This is a genomic window from Nonomuraea glycinis, assembly GCF_035920485.1.
GTDB lineage: Bacteria > Actinomycetota > Actinomycetes > Streptosporangiales > Streptosporangiaceae > Nonomuraea > Nonomuraea glycinis.
In genome coordinates this window covers 5715477-5735370 of sequence record NZ_CP109166.1, presented here as the reverse complement: position 1 = coordinate 5735370, position 19894 = coordinate 5715477, and the positions used below count along the sequence as shown (strand labels likewise).

General features: G+C 71.9%; 12 protein-coding genes. 1 reads left to right on the top strand and 11 read right to left on the bottom strand.

All coding sequences use genetic code 11. From position 1 onward, the window contains the following. Window positions 1–8 precede the first annotated feature (8 nt). Window positions 9–1133, top strand: a complete 1125-nt coding sequence (locus OHA68_RS26925) for a hypothetical protein (protein WP_327102736.1) — start codon at window positions 9–11, stop codon at window positions 1131–1133. Here OHA68_RS26925 and OHA68_RS26920 read toward each other — a convergent pair. The 11 genes from OHA68_RS26920 to OHA68_RS26870 all read right to left on the bottom strand — a co-directional run bounded on the left by OHA68_RS26920 (window position 1118) and on the right by OHA68_RS26870 (window position 19894). Further along, window positions 1118–3094 (bottom strand): M14 family zinc carboxypeptidase, encoded by a 1977-nt coding sequence (locus OHA68_RS26920; RefSeq protein WP_327102735.1) that lies wholly within the window; start codon window positions 3092–3094, stop codon window positions 1118–1120. The two genes, OHA68_RS26925 and OHA68_RS26920, sit on opposite strands and share 16 nt — an antisense overlap. Before the next feature lie 196 nt (window positions 3095–3290). Next, window positions 3291–9509 carry an RHS repeat-associated core domain-containing protein gene (locus tag OHA68_RS26915; protein ID WP_327102734.1) on the bottom strand — a complete coding sequence of 2073 codons (6219 nt, stop codon included), beginning with the start codon at window positions 9507–9509 and terminating at the stop codon, window positions 3291–3293. A gap of 32 nt (window positions 9510–9541) precedes the next feature. After that, the gene (locus OHA68_RS26910; RefSeq protein WP_327102733.1) at window positions 9542–12895 is read right to left on the bottom strand and encodes a LamG-like jellyroll fold domain-containing protein; all 3354 of its coding nucleotides are present in this window, start codon (window positions 12893–12895) and stop codon (window positions 9542–9544) included. 289 nt (window positions 12896–13184) lie between these two features. Continuing rightward, window positions 13185–13712: an OsmC family protein gene (locus OHA68_RS26905; protein WP_327102732.1), complete on the bottom strand. Its 528-nt coding sequence runs from the start codon at window positions 13710–13712 to the stop codon at window positions 13185–13187. Between the two features lie 13 nt (window positions 13713–13725). After that, window positions 13726–14349 carry a VOC family protein gene (locus tag OHA68_RS26900; RefSeq protein WP_327102731.1) on the bottom strand — a complete coding sequence of 208 codons (624 nt, stop codon included), beginning with the start codon at window positions 14347–14349 and terminating at the stop codon, window positions 13726–13728. Between the two features lie 72 nt (window positions 14350–14421). Continuing rightward, window positions 14422–14991 carry an alkylhydroperoxidase domain protein gene (locus tag OHA68_RS26895; protein WP_327102730.1) on the bottom strand — a complete coding sequence of 190 codons (570 nt, stop codon included), beginning with the start codon at window positions 14989–14991 and terminating at the stop codon, window positions 14422–14424. Continuing rightward, on the bottom strand, window positions 14988–15584 hold the full coding sequence (locus OHA68_RS26890; protein ID WP_327102729.1) for a CMD domain protein: 597 nt from the start codon (window positions 15582–15584) through the stop codon (window positions 14988–14990). Before OHA68_RS26890 ends, OHA68_RS26895 begins: the two co-directional genes overlap by 4 nt. Continuing rightward, entirely contained in the window at window positions 15581–16582 is a 1002-nt protein-coding gene (locus OHA68_RS26885) for a putative FMN-dependent luciferase-like monooxygenase (RefSeq protein ID WP_327102728.1), read from the bottom strand. Before OHA68_RS26885 ends, OHA68_RS26890 begins: the two co-directional genes overlap by 4 nt. Then, a complete protein-coding gene (locus OHA68_RS26880; protein ID WP_327102727.1) occupies window positions 16579–18159 on the bottom strand; it encodes an ABC transporter ATP-binding protein in 1581 nt (526 codons plus the stop codon). The genes OHA68_RS26885 and OHA68_RS26880 overlap by 4 nt, the downstream gene beginning before the upstream one ends. After that, window positions 18156–18965, bottom strand: coding sequence for an ABC transporter permease (locus OHA68_RS26875; RefSeq protein WP_189139620.1), 810 nt, complete (start codon window positions 18963–18965; stop codon window positions 18156–18158). The genes OHA68_RS26880 and OHA68_RS26875 overlap by 4 nt, the downstream gene beginning before the upstream one ends. After that, entirely contained in the window at window positions 18962–19894 is a 933-nt protein-coding gene (locus OHA68_RS26870; RefSeq protein WP_327102726.1) for an ABC transporter permease, read from the bottom strand. The genes OHA68_RS26875 and OHA68_RS26870 overlap by 4 nt, the downstream gene beginning before the upstream one ends.

Genomic DNA, 19894 nt, shown 5'->3' with positions numbered 1-19894 from the left:
GAGTGATTATGAGCAAGCTTGCGCGGGCCGTGGAGCTCAAGACGGAGCTGGTCCACTTCGCCACGTCGGGCCGGTTCGGCGCCGAGCTGGCCACGGTGCTGGACCGGTTCTACGCCGACGGCCATCCGGCCGACGAGGCCGCCGCGTTCCTGCCGGTCGACTACTTCGCCCACCAGCATCGGCTCCCCTCGGGCGAGACGGTCGTGGACCGGTTCGTGGCCGAGCGGGAAGGGCTGGACCGGGCGGACATCGAGCTGCTGCTGAGCTGGAAGACCGTGGTGGAGGGCGTCTTCGAGGTGCGGGCGGTCGACGGCGCGGCGGTGCTGCTGTTCAACCTCGTCGACGAGCTGGTCTACCGGGTGTTCTCCAACCTCGGCGACCGGGCCTTCGACACGCTCGCGCCCGGCACGTACGTCGTGGGCCGGTTGATCCCGCTCGGCGCGGACTGGCTGATCAGCGGCACCCCCGCGGTGCATCCCGCCGAGGCGCGCGACACGCTGGTGCCGGTGGCCGCGCAGGTCGCGCTGGAACATCCGGCCTGGGTGTTCCGCAACCCCGTGCTGCTGGAGGAGGCCAGGGCGCTGCAGCGGGAGCAGCGGCGCTGCTTCATCGGCTACTTCGGCGCCGATCTGGCCGTCCTGATGGGCGAGGACGTCGCCCTGGCGATGCGCGGCTACCTGACCCACCAGGCGGCCCGGCTCGGCGGCCCGCCGGCGGGCGAGGCGCTGGAGCCGCCGGAGACGATGACGGCGGCGGAGACGGTGGCGCTGATCTTCGACGAGGTGGGCGGGCTCGGCTTCTACGCCGACTTCGGCAAGCTGGAGGAGCTGTTCGCCGAGCCGCGGCTGATCGTCAGGCAGGACTACCGCGAGCTGCTGTCCACCTACCTGCGGGGCGACGCGGTCTCCCCCGTGCCGATCCAGCGGCTGGCCGCGCGGCATCCCGGCACCGCCGACGCGGTCTTCGCGGGGCTGCTCAACCGGAAGGGCTTCCGGTGGGAGCGCAGCGGCGAGCTGCTGCTGCGCACCCACAAGCCGGGCTATTACGACACGCCGCCGCTGCCCACGGTCATCCCGATGACCGGCGCGATCACCGAGCACCTGAGCGCACCGGCCGGTCAGCGGTCGCGGTAGTCGGCGGCGACGCCGATCAGTGAGATGAGGCCGGAGGCGTACTCCATCGCCTCCTCGTGGCCCTCGGTGAACGGCGGCTGGAAGCCCACCCCCTCCCACGCCCGCGTCTGCGGGTTCCACAGGTCGCCGCCGACCTCGAAGTCCCAGCCGAAGACGCCGAAGTCGTACCAGAGCTCGTCGGCGGAGTTGCCCGCGGCCGAGTAGAGGACGTCGGTCACCGGGCCCGTCTGCTGCGGCCAGGTGACGGTGCCGCGCTCGGCGGCGATGGCCTCCTCGATGGTGCGGGCCGCGCTCAGGAAGTACGCCTCCTGCTGGGCCGTGGGGCGGGGCAGGGCGGCCCGGCCGTCGAGCTTGTAGGCGCCGGGAGGCCACATGAAGTAGCCGCCGTAGCTGTGCACGTTCATCGCGAACTTGATGTTGCGGTGGGTCTGGGCCAGCCAGATGACGTTGCGGCTCTCGGGTTCGGAGTGCTCGGCGGGGCCGGCGTACGTGCCGCTCTGGCAGTTGGCGGAGGCGCCGAAGTAGCCGTCGTGCAGCGAGCCGACGGCGTAGTTGCGGTTGACGTCCACGCCCCAGGTGTTGCGCTGCGCCGGGTCGGCCTGCTGGGCGGGGCAGTGGTTGGTCATGTTCTTACGCTGGGCGTTGAAGTCGTAGAAGCTGTAGTTGGCGCCGTCGGGGTTGACGGTCGGCACGATGAAGATGTCGGTGCGCTGCAGCAGCCGGCGCGTCGCCGGGTCATGCCGGTAGTTGCGCAGCAGCCGCTCGGCCGCCTCGATGGTGACCAGCGGCGTCACCCACTCCCTGGCGTGCTCCTGGGCGTAGGCGAGCACGCCGGTGCGCGAGCCGTCGCGGTGCACGCCGACGCGCAGGGCCAGCACCCGCATGGGCGTGCGGGAGACGTCGGCCGGCGCGGTGAGGAAGTCGCTGAGCTGGGTGAGGGGCGCGGGCGCCAGGACGCCCGCTCCCGCGTCGGTCCGGTAGGTGGCGGCCGTGAGGCCGGTCCCCGCGGTCGCGTTGATCGCGGCGACGACCTGGGCGGCGGTGCTGACCGGGGCGCCGGAGGCGTCGGTGGCCAGGCTGACGGTGATCTGCTTGCCGTCCACCGTCACCTGCAGCGCCCGGCCGGGCGCGCCCGGGGTGACGAGCTCGACGGCCAGGTCGTTGCCGCCTTCGGAGCCGTAGGCGGTGGAGGTGACGACGACGGCGGCGCCGGGTGGGGTGCCGAGGAGGGCCTGGGCGTGCCGCCGGTAGCCGTTGGTGAGGTGCGGCAGCTCGATGAGGTCGGTGAGGGTGGGGAAGCGCCGGTGCAGGGCCCTGACGCGCTCGTTGAGCTGCGCCGGGGGCATGTACTGGCTGACGAAGTCCTTCTGGTAGCCGAGGCTCTCATGGTCGGGCCGCTCGCCGTCGGGCCACTCCCGGACGCGCGCCACGGCCTTGCCGCCGCCGGCCGAGGTGATGGTGACCCAGCGCGGCCGGCTCTCCGCCGGCACCGGGGTGCTGAGCTGATGGCCCAGGTACGCCCCCGCGTCGACGTACGGCACCATCGGCACCTGGCCGGTGGAGCCGGGAGCGCCCTTCCAGGTCACGGTGAGCGCTGCCGTCTCGCCGGCGCTGCTGGTCGCCTCGACGGACAGGAAGTAGCCCTCGCGCTTCTTGAACCAGACGGCCCGCTCGACGACGATCCGGTCCTTCGCGGTGGTGGCCCGGGGGATCTGCCGCTGCCGTGGCGTCTCGGCGGCCAGGGTCGCGCCCAGCGGCCGGAGCGCGGCGAGCTGGCTGGGGGTGACGACCGCGTCGACCTGGATGCTCCCGTCCGGCTGTGCCCGGACCCGCTCGGTGAGGTCGGCGCCGGCGGCCACCAGGCGTCGCAGCGCGGCCTGATCAGGCACGGAGAGCGTGACCAGGGAGGCCGGCTCGGGATCGGCCGGTCCGGGGGATTCGGGGATGGACGGCTCTGCCATCAGGAATGTCGTGAGAATCAGCGTCAGGACCACTACACCCGCACGAAAGCCTCGCATCGGCTCCTCCTAGGGCACCGGTATGGAGATCATTGAAAGCCGACTTGACGGATCAGGCAAGAACCCGGGTCAAAAGACCGAACCGGCGCGGCGCCGGGTGGCGCCGCGCCGGAACATGCGGTGGGCTATGTGCGGTGGGTCAGAAGAAGAAGCCGAAAGCGTCGTCGAGCCCGCTCTTGTCGAACCAGCGGACGACGTTGGCCCCAGTGGTGGCTATCGTGCCCGTCTTCCTCCCTTCGAGCTCGATCTCCTCGAACTTGTAGTTCTGCCCTTGGCCCTGGCCGGAGCCGTTGCCGCGAGGGATGGAGCCCGGCGGGTGCCCGTCCGGGTACATCTTCCCGTTGCGGTAGACGGTGACCGATCTGGTCGGCTGCGCCTGGCCGCTGTTGTTGTAGACCTGTCCGCGCCGTACGGGTGCCCGGCCGACCTTGGGCGGCGACTGCCGTTGGGCCGCCTTGTGGCTGGTCGGGCGGTGCGCGGGCCGTGACCGCTGGGACGCCTTCGGCGGTTTGCCGGCCGCGCGCCTGCTCTGTGCCCGCTTCGCGTGCGCCTTGTTCCGCCTCGCGGCCGCCTTCGCCTGACGGGCGCGCTTGGCGGCCCGGCGCTGGCGCGCCTGCTCGCGGGCCTTCTTGAGCTTCTCCTCCGCCTTCTTCTTGGCCTCCTCCGCCTTCTTCCGCTTGGCCAGCTCGGCCTTCTTCTTCTTGGCCAGCTCGGCGGCCTTCTTCTTGGCCTTGGCGATGGCCCGGCGCTTGGCCAGCTCCTGGGCCGCCTTCCTCTTGGCCGCGGCGATGGCGGCCCGCCTCCTGGCCGCCGCGATGGCCGCCCGCCTGGCCGCCGCCGCGAGGGCCCGCCTGGCCGCGATGTGCGCCGCGATCCTGACCGCGGCGATGGCCACGACCCAGAAGAGCTGCCCGTCGGGGTCGCTCATGGTCACCGGGCTGTTGTTGGCGTAGGCGTAGCCGTTGAGCTGCTGCGGATCGGCCTCGTCGATGATCGGGTCGACGGACAGGAACCGCCCGTTCCTGGCGTCGTACTCGCGGGCGCCGAGATGCACGAGGCCGGTGGAGACGTCCTGCGTGCCGCCGACGAAGCCGCGCTGGCCGGGCCACCACTGCGGTGGCGTGCCCCGGTCCTGGCCGAACGGCGTCGACCTGCGTACGGCCACCTCGCCGGTGCTGGCCTTGACCGCGGCCTGCGCGGTGCCCTGGTGGTCGGCGGCCAGGAAGTACACCTCGTTGTCGGGGGTGCGCACCGCCACCGGCTCGCCGCCGATGGTGTAGTAGCGGGTGCACTCGACCACGTTCTTGGCGTGGTCGAGCCGCAGCTCCATGTCGTCGATGTAGAGCGTCGAGTCCGTCGGCGTCTTGCGGATCAGCCGGTCGCCGTCGGCGTCGTACACGAACGACGTCGTCTTGCCCGCCTCGGTCACCGACTCGAGGTTGCCCTCCACGTCCCAGACCAGCGTCTGGTCGGTGGTGCCGACCTTGCGCCGGGTGGTGTTGCCCGTCTCGTCGTAGGCGAACACGTCCGTCCCGGCGGTCAGGGCGGCGTGCGGCTGCTTGGCGCCGGCCTTGGGGTAGGTGGAGGCGCGTACGGACTCCGCCCGCCCGCCCCACGCGTGCTGGGTCTCCTTCGTCCGGTTGCCGGTGAGGTCGTAGGTGTAGCTCGTCGCGTACGGAGCCACGCCGCCGATCTTGTCCGACCGCGGGGCGCCGCTCGCGCAGTCGTCGGTGGCCGTCCACGCCGAGGTCAGCCGGCGCAGATGGTCATAGGTGAAGCACTGGGTGTCCAGCGCCTGGCCGCCGCCCAGGTCGGCGATCTTGGTGATGTTGCCGGCCGGGTCGTAGGTGTAGTTGAGATCCAGGTCGGGCGTGGCCGCGCCGTCCCGGTCCAGCCTGCTGCGGGTCAGCCGGCGGGTGGTCTCGTCGTGGGTGTAGGTGAGCCAGGACTTGGCGCCACCCGTGCTCAGCTCGTACTGGAGGGTCTCCCCCATCTTCGAGTAGCGGGTCGCGGTGACGTACGACGACAGGCCGGTCACCGTGGTCGGCTGGCCGAGCTCGTCATAGGAGTAGACGACCGACTCCTCCGCCAGCCCGCCCACGGCCGGGAAGCTCACGGACTGGACCTGGTCGTCGAGGGTGTAGCGGGTGTTGAGGAGGTAGGACCCGGCCAGCTTGCCCTCGCGGGCGGGGATGGTGACGGTCTGGCGCAGGGTGCGGTCATCGGCGTCGATCGCGTTGATCTCCGCCTTGTACGCCTGGCCGTCCACGTAGCGGATGCTGGCGTTCAGGTGTCCCTTGGCCAGCTTGTCGTACTGCCACTCGGCGAGCTTGGGGCCGTCGGGCGACCCCTCGTGGGTGGCCACCTTGCGGCCCAGGCGGTCGTAGACATAGGCCAGGGTCTTGCCGCGCGCGTCGGTGGTGGTGGCGAGTTCGTCGGCGTCGTTGTAGGTGAAGGTGGTGACGCCCTTGTCCGGGTCCTCGGTCCTGGTCTCCCGGCCGCGCATGTCGAAGGTGTAGCGCCACACGTTGCCGGCGGGGTCGGTCACGCTGTTCATCCGGCCCGCGGGGTCGTAGGTGTACTTCGTGGCCTCGTAGTCGCCGGTCGGCGTGGCGCCCTTGTACTGCCGCAGCTCGATGAGCCGGTCCTCGGCGTCGCCGATGCGGGTGGTCGCCGTGCCGCCGGGCGGAGCCGTGATGTCCACCCGGTCGCCCTTGGTCGTGGCGCTGACGCGCCACTTCTCGGCGCCCTTGACCACGAGGATCTGGGCGGTCGCCTCACCGGTCCCGTCGTAGACGGAGGCGACCTGGTTGGGGACGTCGGTGTCGGCCACGCCCAGCAGCGCGGTGGACGGCTCGCCGGGACTGAAGTAGCCGGTGTTCTTCTTGGCCACCTGGCCGAGTGAGTTGTAGAAGGTGTCGGTGATGGTGCGTCCGTCGCGCAGCGCCGGGTCCTCGGCCTGCTCGTTGCGGGGGGCCGGCTCCTGGGTCTGGCGGGGCCGGGACAGGCCGTCGTACAGCTCGTGGCTGACGGTGTAGCCGCCGTCGCCGCGCAGTGTCCTGGAGGTGACGACGTTGGGGCCGTCGTTGCGCGTCAGGTAGGAGTACTCCGTGCTCGGCGACTGGCCGGCCGCCTTGCTGCGGTCGCTCTGCCACACCTTGACGAGGCGGCCGAGCGCGTCGTGCTCCATGTCGGTGCGCCGGTTGTTGGCGTCGATCTCGGCCACGGGCTCGCCCCAGGCCGGTTCCAGGAACGTACGGTCCACGTAGCCAAGGGCGTTGGTCTCCCTGACCTCGGTCGCCGGAGCGCCCGTGGCCGGCAGGTAGGCGGTGGTGACCTGGGTGCCCACCGCGTCGGTCTCGGTGAGCTCCCGCCCGTAGGCGTCGTAGGTCCGGATCGCGTCGGTGACGGTCGCCCCGTCGCCGGAGACCAGCTCGCGGACCGTGGTGACGTCGCCCTTGACGGGCGCCTGGCCGTACGCCTTGCCGTCGTACTGCACCCGCTCGTCGGAGATGAGCTCCTCGGTGGCGAGCGTGGACACGCCGGTGGTGCAGCTCGCGGCGACCTTCTGGATCCTGCTGGGGTAGTCCAGCATCCAGGCGGCCGCGTCGCGGGCGTAGGTGTAGCGGGTGCACTGGTCGTCGTCGTCGACCGTCAGGTCGCCCTGGTCGTGGACCTGGGTGACGAAGCCGTGCTCGTCGTGGTCGCGCTCCTCTCCGGTGCGCCGCCAGGCGCCGCCGTCCATGGCGGTACGGGTGCGCATGGTCTTGGCCTGCACGATGTGGGCGATCTTGGTGATGCCGTCCTGGGTGGACTCGGCGGTCTTGAGCGCCCACGGCTCCTCGGTCGTGGCGGCCACGATGGCGCCGCCGTCGCCGTTGTAGAGGATCTCCTCACGCTCGAACCCGGCGAACTGGTCGTGGTCGGTCAGCTCGTTGCCCTCGCTGTCCTTGACCTTCGCGGTGCGCTTCGAGCCGTTGGCCAGGCGGTCGCCGTTCATGCCGCGGAAGAAACGGAACTCGGTGAGCGTGCGCTTGGTGTCCTGCCCGTCGCCTTCGCGGACCCGGACCCGGCCGAAGCCGCGCCAGTCGGACCAGGTGCGGTGCGCGGGCTTGACCAGCACGTTCTCGGCGTAGCGCCAGGCCGCGCCGTCCAGATACTCGTAGTCGGTGACCACCGGGGCGGAGGCGGCCACCCGGTCGACCTCCACCGTCTGCTTGACCACGTACTTGTGGAACCAGTCGGTGACCTCGCCCTCGTCCGGTGGCGCCCACCGCTGCGGGAAGCACCGCCGGGTGTTCTGGTCGGCGGCCGGCAGGTCGCCCGGCGTGCAGTCGGCCGGGGCGTAGTTGACCCTGAGCTCGCCGCCGGTCTCGTTGTGCACCGCCTGGACCCGCCACTTGACGAGCGGCGGGCGGCCTTCCTTGGCGTCCACCCGGTTGGGCAGTTGAAGGCCCATGAAGGTGACCTTGGGCAAGGTGATGGTGCCGCCCACGTGGCCGCTCTGCTGGAGGGAGGCCAGCCAGAGCGCGGGGCTCAGGCCGTCGCCCGTCGCCGGGAACTGGTGCGCCAGCGTCCAGGAGTCCACCGGGCAGTACGCCTGGCCGGAGCACTTGGCCGGGTCGGTGTTCACGATCTGGGTGGTGACCTTGGCCAGCCGCTTGCGGGTGAAGAACGTCGGCGCCAGGCGGTCGGTGCACTTCACCCCCGCATCACAGATCTGGTCGAACGGGACATCGGGCCAGTGCGTGGCCGTGTCCTTCTTGAGCTGGTCGGCGGCGCAGGTGACCGCTCCGGAGGGCAGGCAGCGCTCGGCCAGGTCGAAGAGCACCCGGGCGGCGGGCGACCTGGTGAACAGCTCGCCGCTCAGGTAGCCGTAGTCGATGCGGGCGAGGTTGCCGCCGCGCACGTACGGCGTGCCCAGCTCGGGCTTGTTGGTGCGGCCGTAGTGGTTCTGCTCGGTGGTGTACCAGTAGGTGATGGCGTTGCCGTGCGGGTCGACGGACAGGTCGAGGTTCCACCGGTAGGCCTGCTGGCACCAGGCGGCCGACTTGTCGCTCTTGTAGCAGGGCTCGCCGCTGTTGTTGCCGAAGACCGGGACGGTCCACGCGGACTTGGTCTCGGCCTTGCCGGAGGCCCAGCCGGGCAGCCGGTTCAGGCCGAAGGTGTACTGGGTGCCGTCGTTGGAGGTGACCCGCCAGTACTCACCGTCGTTGTCGCCGTTGACGGCGCCCTTGAGCGCCTCCACCCGGGTGCCGTCGTCGCGCTTGGGCCGCCACTGCTTGGTCGTGGCGTCCTTGATCAGCTCGACGGCCGAGCCGTCGAGGGACAGGGTGGCGTTCTCGTGGTCCCAGCACAGGTCCCCGGTCTTGGCGCCGTCCAGGATGCAGGGCTTGTAGCGGCGCTCGATGTAGCCGCCGGGGCTCAGTTCGAAGCCCTCGCCCGCCCAGGACGGCTGGTTGTTCGTCGAGGCGGTCCGGCCGTCCACGCTCTGCGAGGAGTAGCCGAGTGACACCTCCGGCTCGTCACCGCCCAGCGCGGGCGGCACCCGCATGTCATAGCTCCAGGTGAAGTCGCCGGACTGGGCGCCGACACTCCAGTCCGCGGAGGCGGCCAGCGAGGTCGCCGCGTGGTCCCCCGAGGGGCCCGAAGGCGCGGCGGCCAGGGCGTACAGGCCGGATGTCTCGACGTCGGCGGTGAGCGTGCCCGCCGTCGCGTCGTTGTCGGAGGGGACGGGCTCCGGCCGCGGGCACGCCGTGGCGGCCGTCAGCGCGCACTCCTGGAGGCGCACCATCCGCAGGCGGGCGCCGTAGTCGCCGCCGAAGGCGTGCCGGAAGCCGGAGTAGTCGATCTCCAGGCGGGTCTTCCCGCTCCCGCCCTTGGCGACCGCCGCGCCCTTGCCCGGCGACACCCGCATCGCCAGGCCGAGCAGGCCGGTGGGTTCGGTGTCGAGCAGTTCGACCTGGACGGGGCCGGGCTGGGCGGCCGTGCGCGCGCCCTTCCCCTCGGCCAGGCGTACGGGGAAGCCGGCGTCCATGGTCCTGGCCGTCGCGTCGCCGCCCAGCTCGACCGTCTGCGGTTTGGGCCAGGAGACGCCCGGTGGCGCCTTCCAGGCCTGTTTCGCCACCGGATCGGCCCGCTGGGGCAGCACCTTCACCGGCTTGCCGTGGACCGGTTTCTCCAGCTCCACATCGGGGGCCTCGCGGGGCGCGGCGGTGGCCGGCATCGCGTAGACCAGCGGCACCACGAGGATGACGGAGAGCATCGTGGCCAGTCGCCGGGTCCACGGCGACTCGCGCACAGCTCCCTGAAAACGATTCCAGTAGGACTCCGGAGGATCTGACTCTGGTGCATCCATGGGGATCTCCCAGTGAGGGGGGTGGGGATTTACTACTGGGCGGCCAGCTGGGCGATGCGCTCGGTGCTCAGCACGCCGTCATAGGTGCGGACGTCGTCGACGGTGCCCGGCCAGTAGCCGGTGAAGACGCCCGCGGTCTTGGTCCGGCCCAGTTGCAGCGGGCCGAGGGCCTTCCACGCGCTCACGTGGCCGGTGATGGTGCTCTCCGACAGGCGGCCGTTGACGTACACGCGCAGCTCGCCCACCAGCGGGTCGTAGACCCCCGCCACATGGGTCCACTCCAGCGGGGTGGGAACGGCGTCGGAACGCGTGCGCACCAGCGCGGCGCTGTCGGTGTCGGCGGCGGCCATGGCGAGGGTCCACCGCCCCTTCTCCTTGTCGTAGCCGAGTTGGAAGCCGCCGGCTCTGCTGCCCACCTGGGAGACGATCGCGGTGTCACGGGTGGGCAGGTAGTCGAGCTGCGTCCAGGCCGAGACGGTGAAGCCCGCCCTGGTGTCGACGGCGGGGGCCGAGGTCTGGGCGTGGCCGTCGACGCCGTCGAGCCCGAGCCCGCCGTCCAGCCACCCTTCGGTCCAGGTCGCGCCGCCGCCGACGGTGGCCGCGGTGGCCCGGCCCGAGGAGTCGGCCGCGCTCACTCCGGTCTCCTCGTCGAGCGTCCAGTGCCCGACCAGCGTCGCTGCGCTGTTCACCAGGTCGGCGACCTCGTCACCGAACATCGCCCGGCCGTACGCGCGGACGTCGTCGACGTCACCGGGCCAGAACTCGGCCGCCGCTCCGCTCGCCTTTCCTCTGCCGATGGACAGGGGCCCGGCCGCCTCCCACGGCTGGGTGAACGGGACCGACGACTCCAGCCGGCCGTTGACGTACAGGGTCAGCTCCCGCGCCGCCGCGTCGTACACGCCGGTGAGGTGGGTCCATTCGCCGAGCCGCGGCGCGGCCGCCGACAGTGCGCGCACGGCCGGCGCGCCGTCCGTGTCCGTGCCGGACCGGGTCAGCGCCCAGCGGTCGTCGGCCTTGGAGTACTGCAGGGCGAAGCCGGCCGCCCGGCCGCCGTCCTGGCCGACGGCCGTCGCGGTGGCGGTCGCGCTGTTCAGGCGGACCCAGGCGGCGACCGTGAAGTTGCTCAGCGTGGAGACGGCCGGCCCGCTGGTCTGCGCGTGGCCGCCGCCGGCCAGCCGCAGCCCCAGGCCGGTCCGGCCGGTGGCCCAGGTGGCGGTGCCCTGCAGCGCGGCGTGGCGGGTGCCCGCCCGGTCGGTGGCCACCATGCCGTCCCCGTCGTCCAGCGGCCAGTGCGCGTCAGGGGCGGTGGCCCCGTTGACGTTGAACAGGTAGGAGCGGATCGGGCCCTGGTGACCGGCGCGGTCCTTGGCGCGCACCGACAGCACGTTGGGGCCGTCATGGCGCGGGGTGAGCCGGATCGTCGCCGACCCGTCCGTGCTCCCGGCCGCCACCTCGTTCTTCGGCGCGGTGTCCAGGCCGTAGAGGTAGCCGGAGACGTCGGTGACGCCGTTGGGGGTGAAGGTGAACGAGCCCGCCCTGCCGACGCCGCCGCTCCAGCCGCCCTCGACGTAGTCGGGGGAGGTCACGCCCGGCTCCGTGCCGGGGGCGGAGGCATCCACGGTCGCCTCGCACCACGGGCTCCACGCGCTGTTGGCCAGGCCGTCCTCAGCGCGGACCCGCCAGCGGATCAGCGAGCCGTCGGCGAAGGCCCCGGCCGGCACGAGCGCGTTGAAGGCGCTGCCGGTCGAGCCCACGCCGGTGAGCCGCTCGCCGACCTTCACACCGGCGGCGTCCCACCACTCGAACCGGCCCTTGACCGAGTTGTCCGCGTCCCGCAGCTTGGCCCAGAGGGTGGGCGTGGCCTTGCTGACGATGGGCCGCCCGGCGCCGGAGACGCAGTCGCCGCCGGGGTCCGACCAGGTGTCGGCCGCGACGGGGGCGGACGGGATCGAGTTGTACTCGATCACCAGCTTGGGGTTGTTGCGGAACTTCTTCCAGCCGTAGTTGTCCGTCTCACTGGAGGCCCGCAGCCCGATCGTGATGTTCGGCCAGTTCTTCGCGGCAGCGTCCTTGACCTGGGCGGTGACGTCGAATTCGACCCCGCCCGGCATGCAGGAGGCGCTCCAGCCCTTGGCCGCGTTCACGGTGTCGAGCTTCGTGACCCAGGTGGGCTGCTTGTTCCAGGTGGTGGCCTTGCTGATCGTGTTGGTCGCCCACGCCTCCACGTTGCGCTTGGTGCACGAGTAGGACCAGGTCTCGTACGTGCGCAGGGTCGCGTTGACGATCTGCTTGCCGTGGATGGTCGAGCCGGTGTTCATCTGGAAGAACGAGCGGTTCTTCTGGCTGTCGACCTTCCCCACCCTGGCCACGTCGCTGGCGTTGAAGAAACTGGAGGTGGGGTGGATGTTCCAGACGGCCGTCCAGGCGCCGCGCGAGGCGGAGAAGTACGGGTCGAGGTAGACCGGGAAGCGGGTGCGCGGATCGGTCAGCATGGCACGGTGCGGCCTGAGCTTGAGCCGCTTGCCGGTGAGCTCGACGCCCATGATCTCGCTGCGGGCGTCCGGCGGGGCGACCTTCTCGGCCGCGAGCGTGCGGGTCGCCGGGGCGCCCGAGGAGTCCCACATCAGCGGCGGCGACGCGGTGAAGATCGTCCCGCCGGCCCCGTCGACCGCCTCCAGGTTGCCGCCCTCGGTGGACTTCATCGACAGGCCGCTGGTGGACAGCGGGTAGTCCAGCTCGGTCAGGGCCTTGTTCGCGGCCGCCTCGCGGGTCTTGACGACCAGCAGGTGCGAGAAGCCGTCGACGTCCGCCTTCACCTGCAGGTCCACGCCGGGCAGCACCTCGGGGTACGTCGCCGTGTCGCCGTCGAGCACCGGGGTGGGCAACGCGCCCTGCCAGCCCAGCTCCAGCGCCTTGGCGCCGCGTGCCATGCGGGCCAGCGGTGAGGTGCCGCCGCCGGAGAAGCTCAGGTCCACAGCCGTCGCCACGGGCGCGACCGAACCGTCGGGCCGCGTCGTCAGCGTGGTGTCCACGTCCTGCCACCGGCCCTGCTTGCGCACCCGGACCGGGCGCGGGTGCTGCTCCAGGACGAGGGTGCCGTCCGGTTCGGCGAAGACCTGGCGCGTCTCGGAGCGCAGGGCCGTCACCTCGACCGGCTGCTTGGTGCGGCGGGCGAGCGCGAGAGCCGACTCCTCGGGCTCGCCGCCCACGCCTCGGTCCCCGGCGGCTCTATCACTCTGACGCAGTCCGGCGGTCTCGTCGGTCTGCCGTGCTTCGGTGGGTTCGTAACTCTGTCGTGCTTGGGCGACGGCGTCCGGTCGGGTCAAGGGTGTCGCCGCGAGCACGGCCACCAACGTCACTACGAACAGCCCACGAGCTCCGCGCATCCACCCTCGCCAGGTTCAAGCCGGAGACACCATGCGACCTCGTACGACGTCTCCTCGATCTTCAGTTGACGCTCGGATTGTCACCCAGGTCATGCGGTCCGTCTAGATCCATTGGCAAATTTCATCGGAAATTAGTTATGTCCGGAAAAAAATCGTCAACGACGCCCTTGGGGGGTTCGGGCACCTGTACCGCGAGGAACGTCGCCGTACGCCGCAGCCGGAAACCGAGGGACTCGTACAGCCTGATGGCCCCCGTGTCGCTCGCGGCGGCGTGCATGAAAGTGGGTTGTCAGGCGCGAGAGGACGACACGCGTACCAGCGAGCCGCTGATCTGCTGCGGGTTGCGGATCAGGTTGAGGATCGGGCAGACCCGCTCCACCTCGGCGTGCAGCTCGGCCAGCTTCTCGTCCGAGGCGGGCGAGTCCAGCAGCACCTCATACCTGAAGTTCTGCGGATGCACCGGGATGCCGGTGCTGCCCGGCTTCTGGGCCGCCGGGTCGTACTCGGCGCGTACGTCCACCTCCAGCGAGTCGATCGGCACCTCCAGCTCGGCCGCCTTGATCAGGAAGATGTGCGTGACGCAACTGCCCAGCACGCCCGCCTGGAGCTCCGGCGAGCCGGGCCCCAGGTCGTAGCCGGCGAAGTCGGGGCCGCTGTCGCTGAGGATCTGGAAGTCCCGGATCCTGATGCGCCGGACGCCGCTGCGCCCCTCGGCGGTGACATGCGCGTGCAGCGGCACCAGGCCCTTGTCCGGCGCCGCGCGGCGGGCCAGCAGGGCGGCGCGCTTGTGGGACAGATACTCGCGAAGAGTGCTCATGGTCTCTCTCTCGTTACAGGGTGACGGGGCCGCGCGGGGTGTCGAGGACGGCCCGCAGGGCCACCTCGGGCCCTTCGACGACGTCGAGCAGGACGCCGAGCGCGGCCAGATCCCGGCGCAGCGCCGCCGGCTCCGGATGGACGGCGGTGAAGGAGGTCAGGCCCACCTGCGGCAGCTCCGAGGCGGCGGGGTGGGACGTGGCGCCCCAGTCGATGAGGAACGGCACCGGCCGGACCGCCGCCGGGTCCTCCCGCCGGGTGAGCCGCCATTCCAGCAGCGTGCCCGCGGGGGTGCGCCGCGACAGCGGCTGTACGTCACCGGGGTCGTAGCCCTGCTCGCGGGCCTTGCGTACGGACTGGTCGAGGTCGTCCGGGCGGATCGCCCACGCGGCCAGCCTGGGCGTGTCGAGCGTCTCCAGGCCGAAGGCGCGCGGCCGGGTGCCCGGCTCCGCCGCCGGGTCCGGCCCGATGATCTCCAGGTAGGTGGCGGGGCCGAATCTCACCAGGTAGTTGGCCGTACCGCCGGGATGGCTGCCACCGGCGACCGGCGTGACCCCGGTGCGCTCGGCGAACGCGGCGACGCCCGCCGCGAGATCGGGGACCGCGTAGACGAGGTGGTCAAGGTGCGCGTCGGTCATCGGGCTTCCCCCGTGTCGGGCTTGCGGTCGGTCGTCATCGTGTCTCCCCCGTGCCGGGATCGCGGTCGGTCGTCATCCGGTTTCCTCGGTGTCGGGCTCGCCGAGGGAGAGCATGAGCCGGTTGGCCCAGTTGAAGAAGGCGGCGGCGTGGATGGTGTCGCTGATGGCCAGGTCGTCCAGCCCGGCGGCGCGCAGCGCGGCGACGTGCTCGGCGCCGAACTCGGCGGGGGTCGCGGTGAGCGCCTGCGAGGCGTCGATGATCGCCCGCCACCTGCCGTCCTGCGGCGCGTCGACGCCCTCGTCGAGCAGGCGTTGCACGTCGTCCGGCCGCTTGGAGTAGTGACTGGCGAAGCGCGCGTGCACCGAGGCGCAGAACACGCACCCGTTGCGCCGCGAGGTGGCGGTCGCGGCCAGCTCACGCTCCGCGCGCGGCAGCCCGCCGTCGGTGTTGTAGAAGATGTCGTTGTCGGTCTGCGTCCGCGCGTGCAGGATCCGCGGGTCACGGGCCAGCAGCAGGAAGTACGGCGAGGCGGCGCGGGCCTTGTCGACCAGCGCCTCGTAGTGCTCGTCGGTCAGCTCCCGCTCGGCCAGCGGCGTCAGCCACGGCCGCCAGCCGATCCGGTCCTGGGTGAAGCCGCTCATGCCGTGGATCCCTTCGGGGAGGCGCCGAGCACCCGGAGGCCGGCGACGAGTCGTACCTGGAAGCTGAGGAAGGCGACGAGCTGCGAGAGCGTCACGATCCCGGTGGTGCTCCAGCCCGCGTCGGCCAGCGCGGTCAGCGCCTTGCGGTGCGCCTCGCGCGGCCGGAACACGAGCAGGTGCGCGTGCTCGAACGCGGCGGCCAGCCGTACGCCCAGCAGGTCGGCGTGCCGCGCCTGGTAGCGCAGCCCTTCGTCGCTCTCGCCGGCCGGCGCCGCGTCCGGGTAGACCCCGTACGGCCCGGTGGTGCGGCCGGCGGCGATCTCGGCCTGGACCGGCTCGGCCAGGTGCGGCGCGAGCTGGGCCAGCCGTTCGGCGTAGAAGGCGGCGACCGGTTCGTCCCCGTGCAGCCCGGCGACGAAGGCCGCGACCGCGTCGCGCTCGACGAGGGTGACCTCGTCCTCGGAGTCCGGGGAGAAGAGCGCGTCGTAGCTGCGCTGAGCGTGTTCGCGGGCGTCGGGCCGCCGGTCGCGCAGCCGGTCCAGGGGCGAGTTCGGCGCGACGCCCGCCAGGTGGTCGATGACATCGATGATCATGTCGTGCTCCATTCGGTGGCGGCGGGCCGTGGCGTCCAGCCGAGCGCGGGCGCGACCTCGGTCGCCAGCAGTTCGATCGAGCGGAGGATGAGCGGGTGCGGCGGGTCGACCGAGTGCACCTGGAAGACCAGGTCGGTCACCCGCTCCAGCGTCGGGTCGGCCCGCAGGCTGTCGATGACGTCCTGCGGCGTGCCGACGTGCACGTCGAACGCGGCGATCCGCTGGTCGAGGTCGCTGTCCGGCAGTTCGAACGGCAACCTGCCCCGGCCCAGGCCGAGCTCGGCGTAGCGCAGCGCCTCGGCCCGGCTGTCGGCCACGAACGCGGTCCGCGAGGCCATGATCCGCGGGGCGACGCCCGGCGGCAGGTTCTCGTAGTAGGCGTCCACGATGGGCCGCTGGATCCGCGCCAGCGTCGCCTGCGGATCGTCCACGGGGCGCGGCTGGGTGCGCGACAGCATCAGCCCGTTGCCCGCCCGGCCCGCGCGGGCGCCGCCGCCGACCGAGAACGTCGCCTCCCAGATGGCGCCGAGCAGCCGGGGCGCCGGCGGGTAGAGCCGGTTGCCCGCGCCCAGGTCCGCCCCGGACCAGGCGTTGACCAGCACGGCCAGGTGCTCGGCGTAGACGGCCGAGCGGTTCGCGCTGTCGTGGCCGAAGGGGGTGAACGACGACGGCGTGCCGCCGCTGCCGACGCCCACCTCCAGCCGGCCCCCGGTCAGCAGGTCGAGCACCGCGGCGTCCTCGGCCACCCGGACCGGGTGTTCGAGGGGCAGCGTGATGATGCCCGTGCCGAGCCGGATGCGGCTGGTCACGGCCGCGACGTGGGCGAGGAACACCAGGGGCGCGGGCAGGCCGCCCTCGGTGCCGTCGAAGTGGTGCTGCGCGACCCACGCCGAGTCGAACCCGGCGGCCTCGGCGTGCCGGATCTGCTCGGCGGCCAGCCGGTAGCGCTCCCCCGGCGGCACGTCGTCGAGCAGCCGGCTGAAGAAGCCCAGCCTCATCGCACCGGCTCCGGGATCGCCGCCAGCAGCTCGCGGGTGTACTCATGTACTGGGTCGGTGAAGACCTGTGATGTGCTTCCGGATTCCACGATTCTTCCTTGGTTCATGACGGAGACGGTGTGCGAGATCTGGCGGACCACCGCCAGGTCGTGCGAGATGAACAGGTAGGTCAGCCCCAGCTCGCGCTGGAGCTGTTCGAGCAGGTCGAGGATCTGCGCCTGTACGGTGACGTCGAGGGCGGAGACCGCCTCGTCGAGCACCACCACCTCCGGTTCGACGGCCAGGGCGCGGGCGATGGCCACCCGCTGCCGCTGCCCGCCGGACAGCTCGCGCGGCTTGCGCGTGAGCAGGTCCTTGGGCAGCGCGACCCGCTCCAGCAGGTCGCCGACGCGCGCGCGGCGCGCGGCGCGGTCGCCGAGCCGGAAATTACGCAGCGGTTCCTCCACGATCTCCGCGACGGACTGCCGGGGATCCAGCGAGCCGTACGGGTTCTGGTAGACGAGTTGCACATGGCGGCGGAAGAGCCGGCCCGGACCGGCGCCGGCGATCTCCACCGTCCCCGACGTGGGCCGGGTCAGGCGCACCACCATCCGCGCCGTGGTGGTCTTACCCGATCCGGACTCGCCCACCAGCGCGTGCGTGGTGCCGTGCGCGACCTCGAAGGAGACCCCGTCGACCGCGCGGGAGACGGCGCGGGACCCGGCACGGGAGACGGCACTGGGCCTGGCCGGGAACTCCTTGACCAGGTCCCGGACCACGATGGCGGGCTCGCGGACAGGCGGCTCGGCCGTCCTGAACTCGCGCACCGACAGGGCGGGCGCGTCGTGCAGCAACTGCTTGGTGTAGGCGGCCCGCGGATCGGCCAGCACGGCCGCGCTCGGCCCCTGCTCCTCGATCCGGCCGTCCTTCATGACAACCAGCCGGTCCGAGCGGTCGGCGGCCACGCCCAGGTCGTGGGTCACCAGCAGCACGGCCGTGCCGAACTCGGTGCGCAGATCGTCGATGAGGTCCAGGATGCGCCGCTGCACGGTGACGTCCAGGGCGCTGGTGGGCTCGTCGGCGATGATGAGGCTGGGCTCCAGGGCGATCGCGATGGCGATGAGCACCCGCTGACGCATCCCGCCCGACAGCTCGTGCGGGTATCTGCGGGCCAGCGCCTCCGCCTCCGGCAGGCCGACGCGGGTGAGCAGGTCGACGACCCGGCGGGCGATCGTCCGGCGGTCGCCGCGCCGGTGGATGCGCAGCACCTCGCCGACCTGGGCGCCGATGGTCTTGACCGGGTCCAGCGAGTTGGCCGGGTCCTGCGGGACCAGGCCGATCCGCACGCCGCGCACCGACTCCATCCGCCGCGCGGACCAGGTGGCCAGGTCGGTGTCGCCGAGCAGGATCTGGCCCTGGTCCACGGTGGCGTTCCCGGGCAGCAGCCCGATGATGGCGTGCGCCGTGGTCGACTTGCCGGAGCCCGACTCGCCGACGACGGCGACGGTCTCGCCCGGCTCCACGGTGAAGGAGATTCCCTCGACCGCGCGCCTGCCGTTGTAGGAGACCGCGAGATCGCGTACGTCGAGCAGGCTCATGCCCGGTCCTTTCCGAGGTCGGCCCCGAGCGAGCGGCTGATGCGGCCGGCGGCGAGCACCACCGAGACCACCACGGCGCCCGGCAGCGAGGTCAGCCACCAGGACGTGGCCAGATAGTTGCGCCCTTCGGAGATGAGCAGCCCCCATTCCGGGGTGGGCGGCTCCGCGCCGTACCCGAGGAAGCCGAGCGTCGAGATGGCCAGGATCGCCAGCCCGAACTGCAGGGCGGCGAGCGCGATGACGGGGCCCAGGGAGTTCGGCAGCACGTGCCGGCGCAGCACGGTCGTGTACCGGCCGCCGCTGCCGAACGCGGCCTCGACGTAGTCGGTGCGCCGCACCCGCACCACCTCGGCGCGGGACAGCCTGGCGAACGCCGCGACCGAGCCGATCCCGACCGCGATGGCCACGTTGACCGTGCCGGGACCGAGCAGAATGATCACCGTCAGCGCCAGGAGCAGTCCGGGGACCGACAGCAGCACGTCGACGAACCGCATGATCGCGTCGTCGAGCAGGCCGCCGGCCGACCCGGCCAGCAGCCCCAGCAGGGTGCCGAGGAGCAGGCCCACGCCGACCGCCACGAACGCCCCCGACAGGGAGTGCACGGCCCCGTGCACCACCCGGGCGAACAGGTCGCGGCCCACGGCGTCGGTGCCGAACAGGTGCTGCCCGCTCGGCGCCTGGAGCTTCTCGGCCGGCACGCCGGCGATCGGGTCGTGGCCGGTGAACACGCCCGGCACGACGGCCCAGAGCAGCGCGACGCCGATCACCAGCCACGCGAGGACCAGTCCGATCTTCGGCCTGTTCACGCCGCCACCTCAAGTCGTGGGTCGAGCACCGGGAACAGCAGGTCGACGACCAGGTTGACCAGCACGAACACGGTCGCGGCGAGCACCACGATGGCGAGCATCACCGGCGTGTCCTGCGCGTTGACGGCCTGCTCGGTCAGCCGGCCGATGCCGTTGCGGCCGAACACCGTCTCGGTCACGACCGAGCCCGCGATCAGCTCGCCGATCGTCAGCCCCGCCATGGTCAGCGTCGGCAGCACCGCGTTCCTGGCGACATGCCGCCACAGGATCCACCACCGGGACGCGCCCTTGGCCACGACCACCGGCACGAACGGCTGGGTGTAGACCTGGTCGATGCTGCGGGCGAGCACCTGGGCGATCGGCGCCGAGATGGGCACCGCCAGCGTCAGCACCGGCAGGATGAGCTGCTGCGCCGGGCTGCCCCCGATGACGGGCACCAGGCCGAGCCGGAACGAGAACACCTGGATCAGCACGATGCCCAGCCAGAACACCGGGACCGACACGAACAGCGACGGCATGGACAGCAGCGCGCCCCTGATCCACGAGGTCCTGCTGTAGCCGGCCGCGAACGCGATCACCAGGGCGATCAGCACCGCCAGCAGGAATCCGGCCGAGGCCAGCTTGGCCGTCTCCGGCAGCGCCTCGGCCAGCCGTTCGACCACGGGGGTGCCGGTGTCGATCGAGTAGCCGAAGCTGCCGCGGGCGAAGCCGAGCAGAGTGTGCAGGTAGTCCACGAGGGGCGGGTTCCCGCCCGAGTAGTACGCGCGGATCTCCGCGATCTGCTCCGGCGACAGCCCGAGCTCCGGATTCTGGAACTTGATCAGGACCGAGTCGCCCGGCAGCAACTGCAGCAGGATGTAGCCGACCGTGAAGGCGGCCCACAGGACGAGCGCCGCCTGCCCGACCCTGGACAGGAGATATCTGGTCAT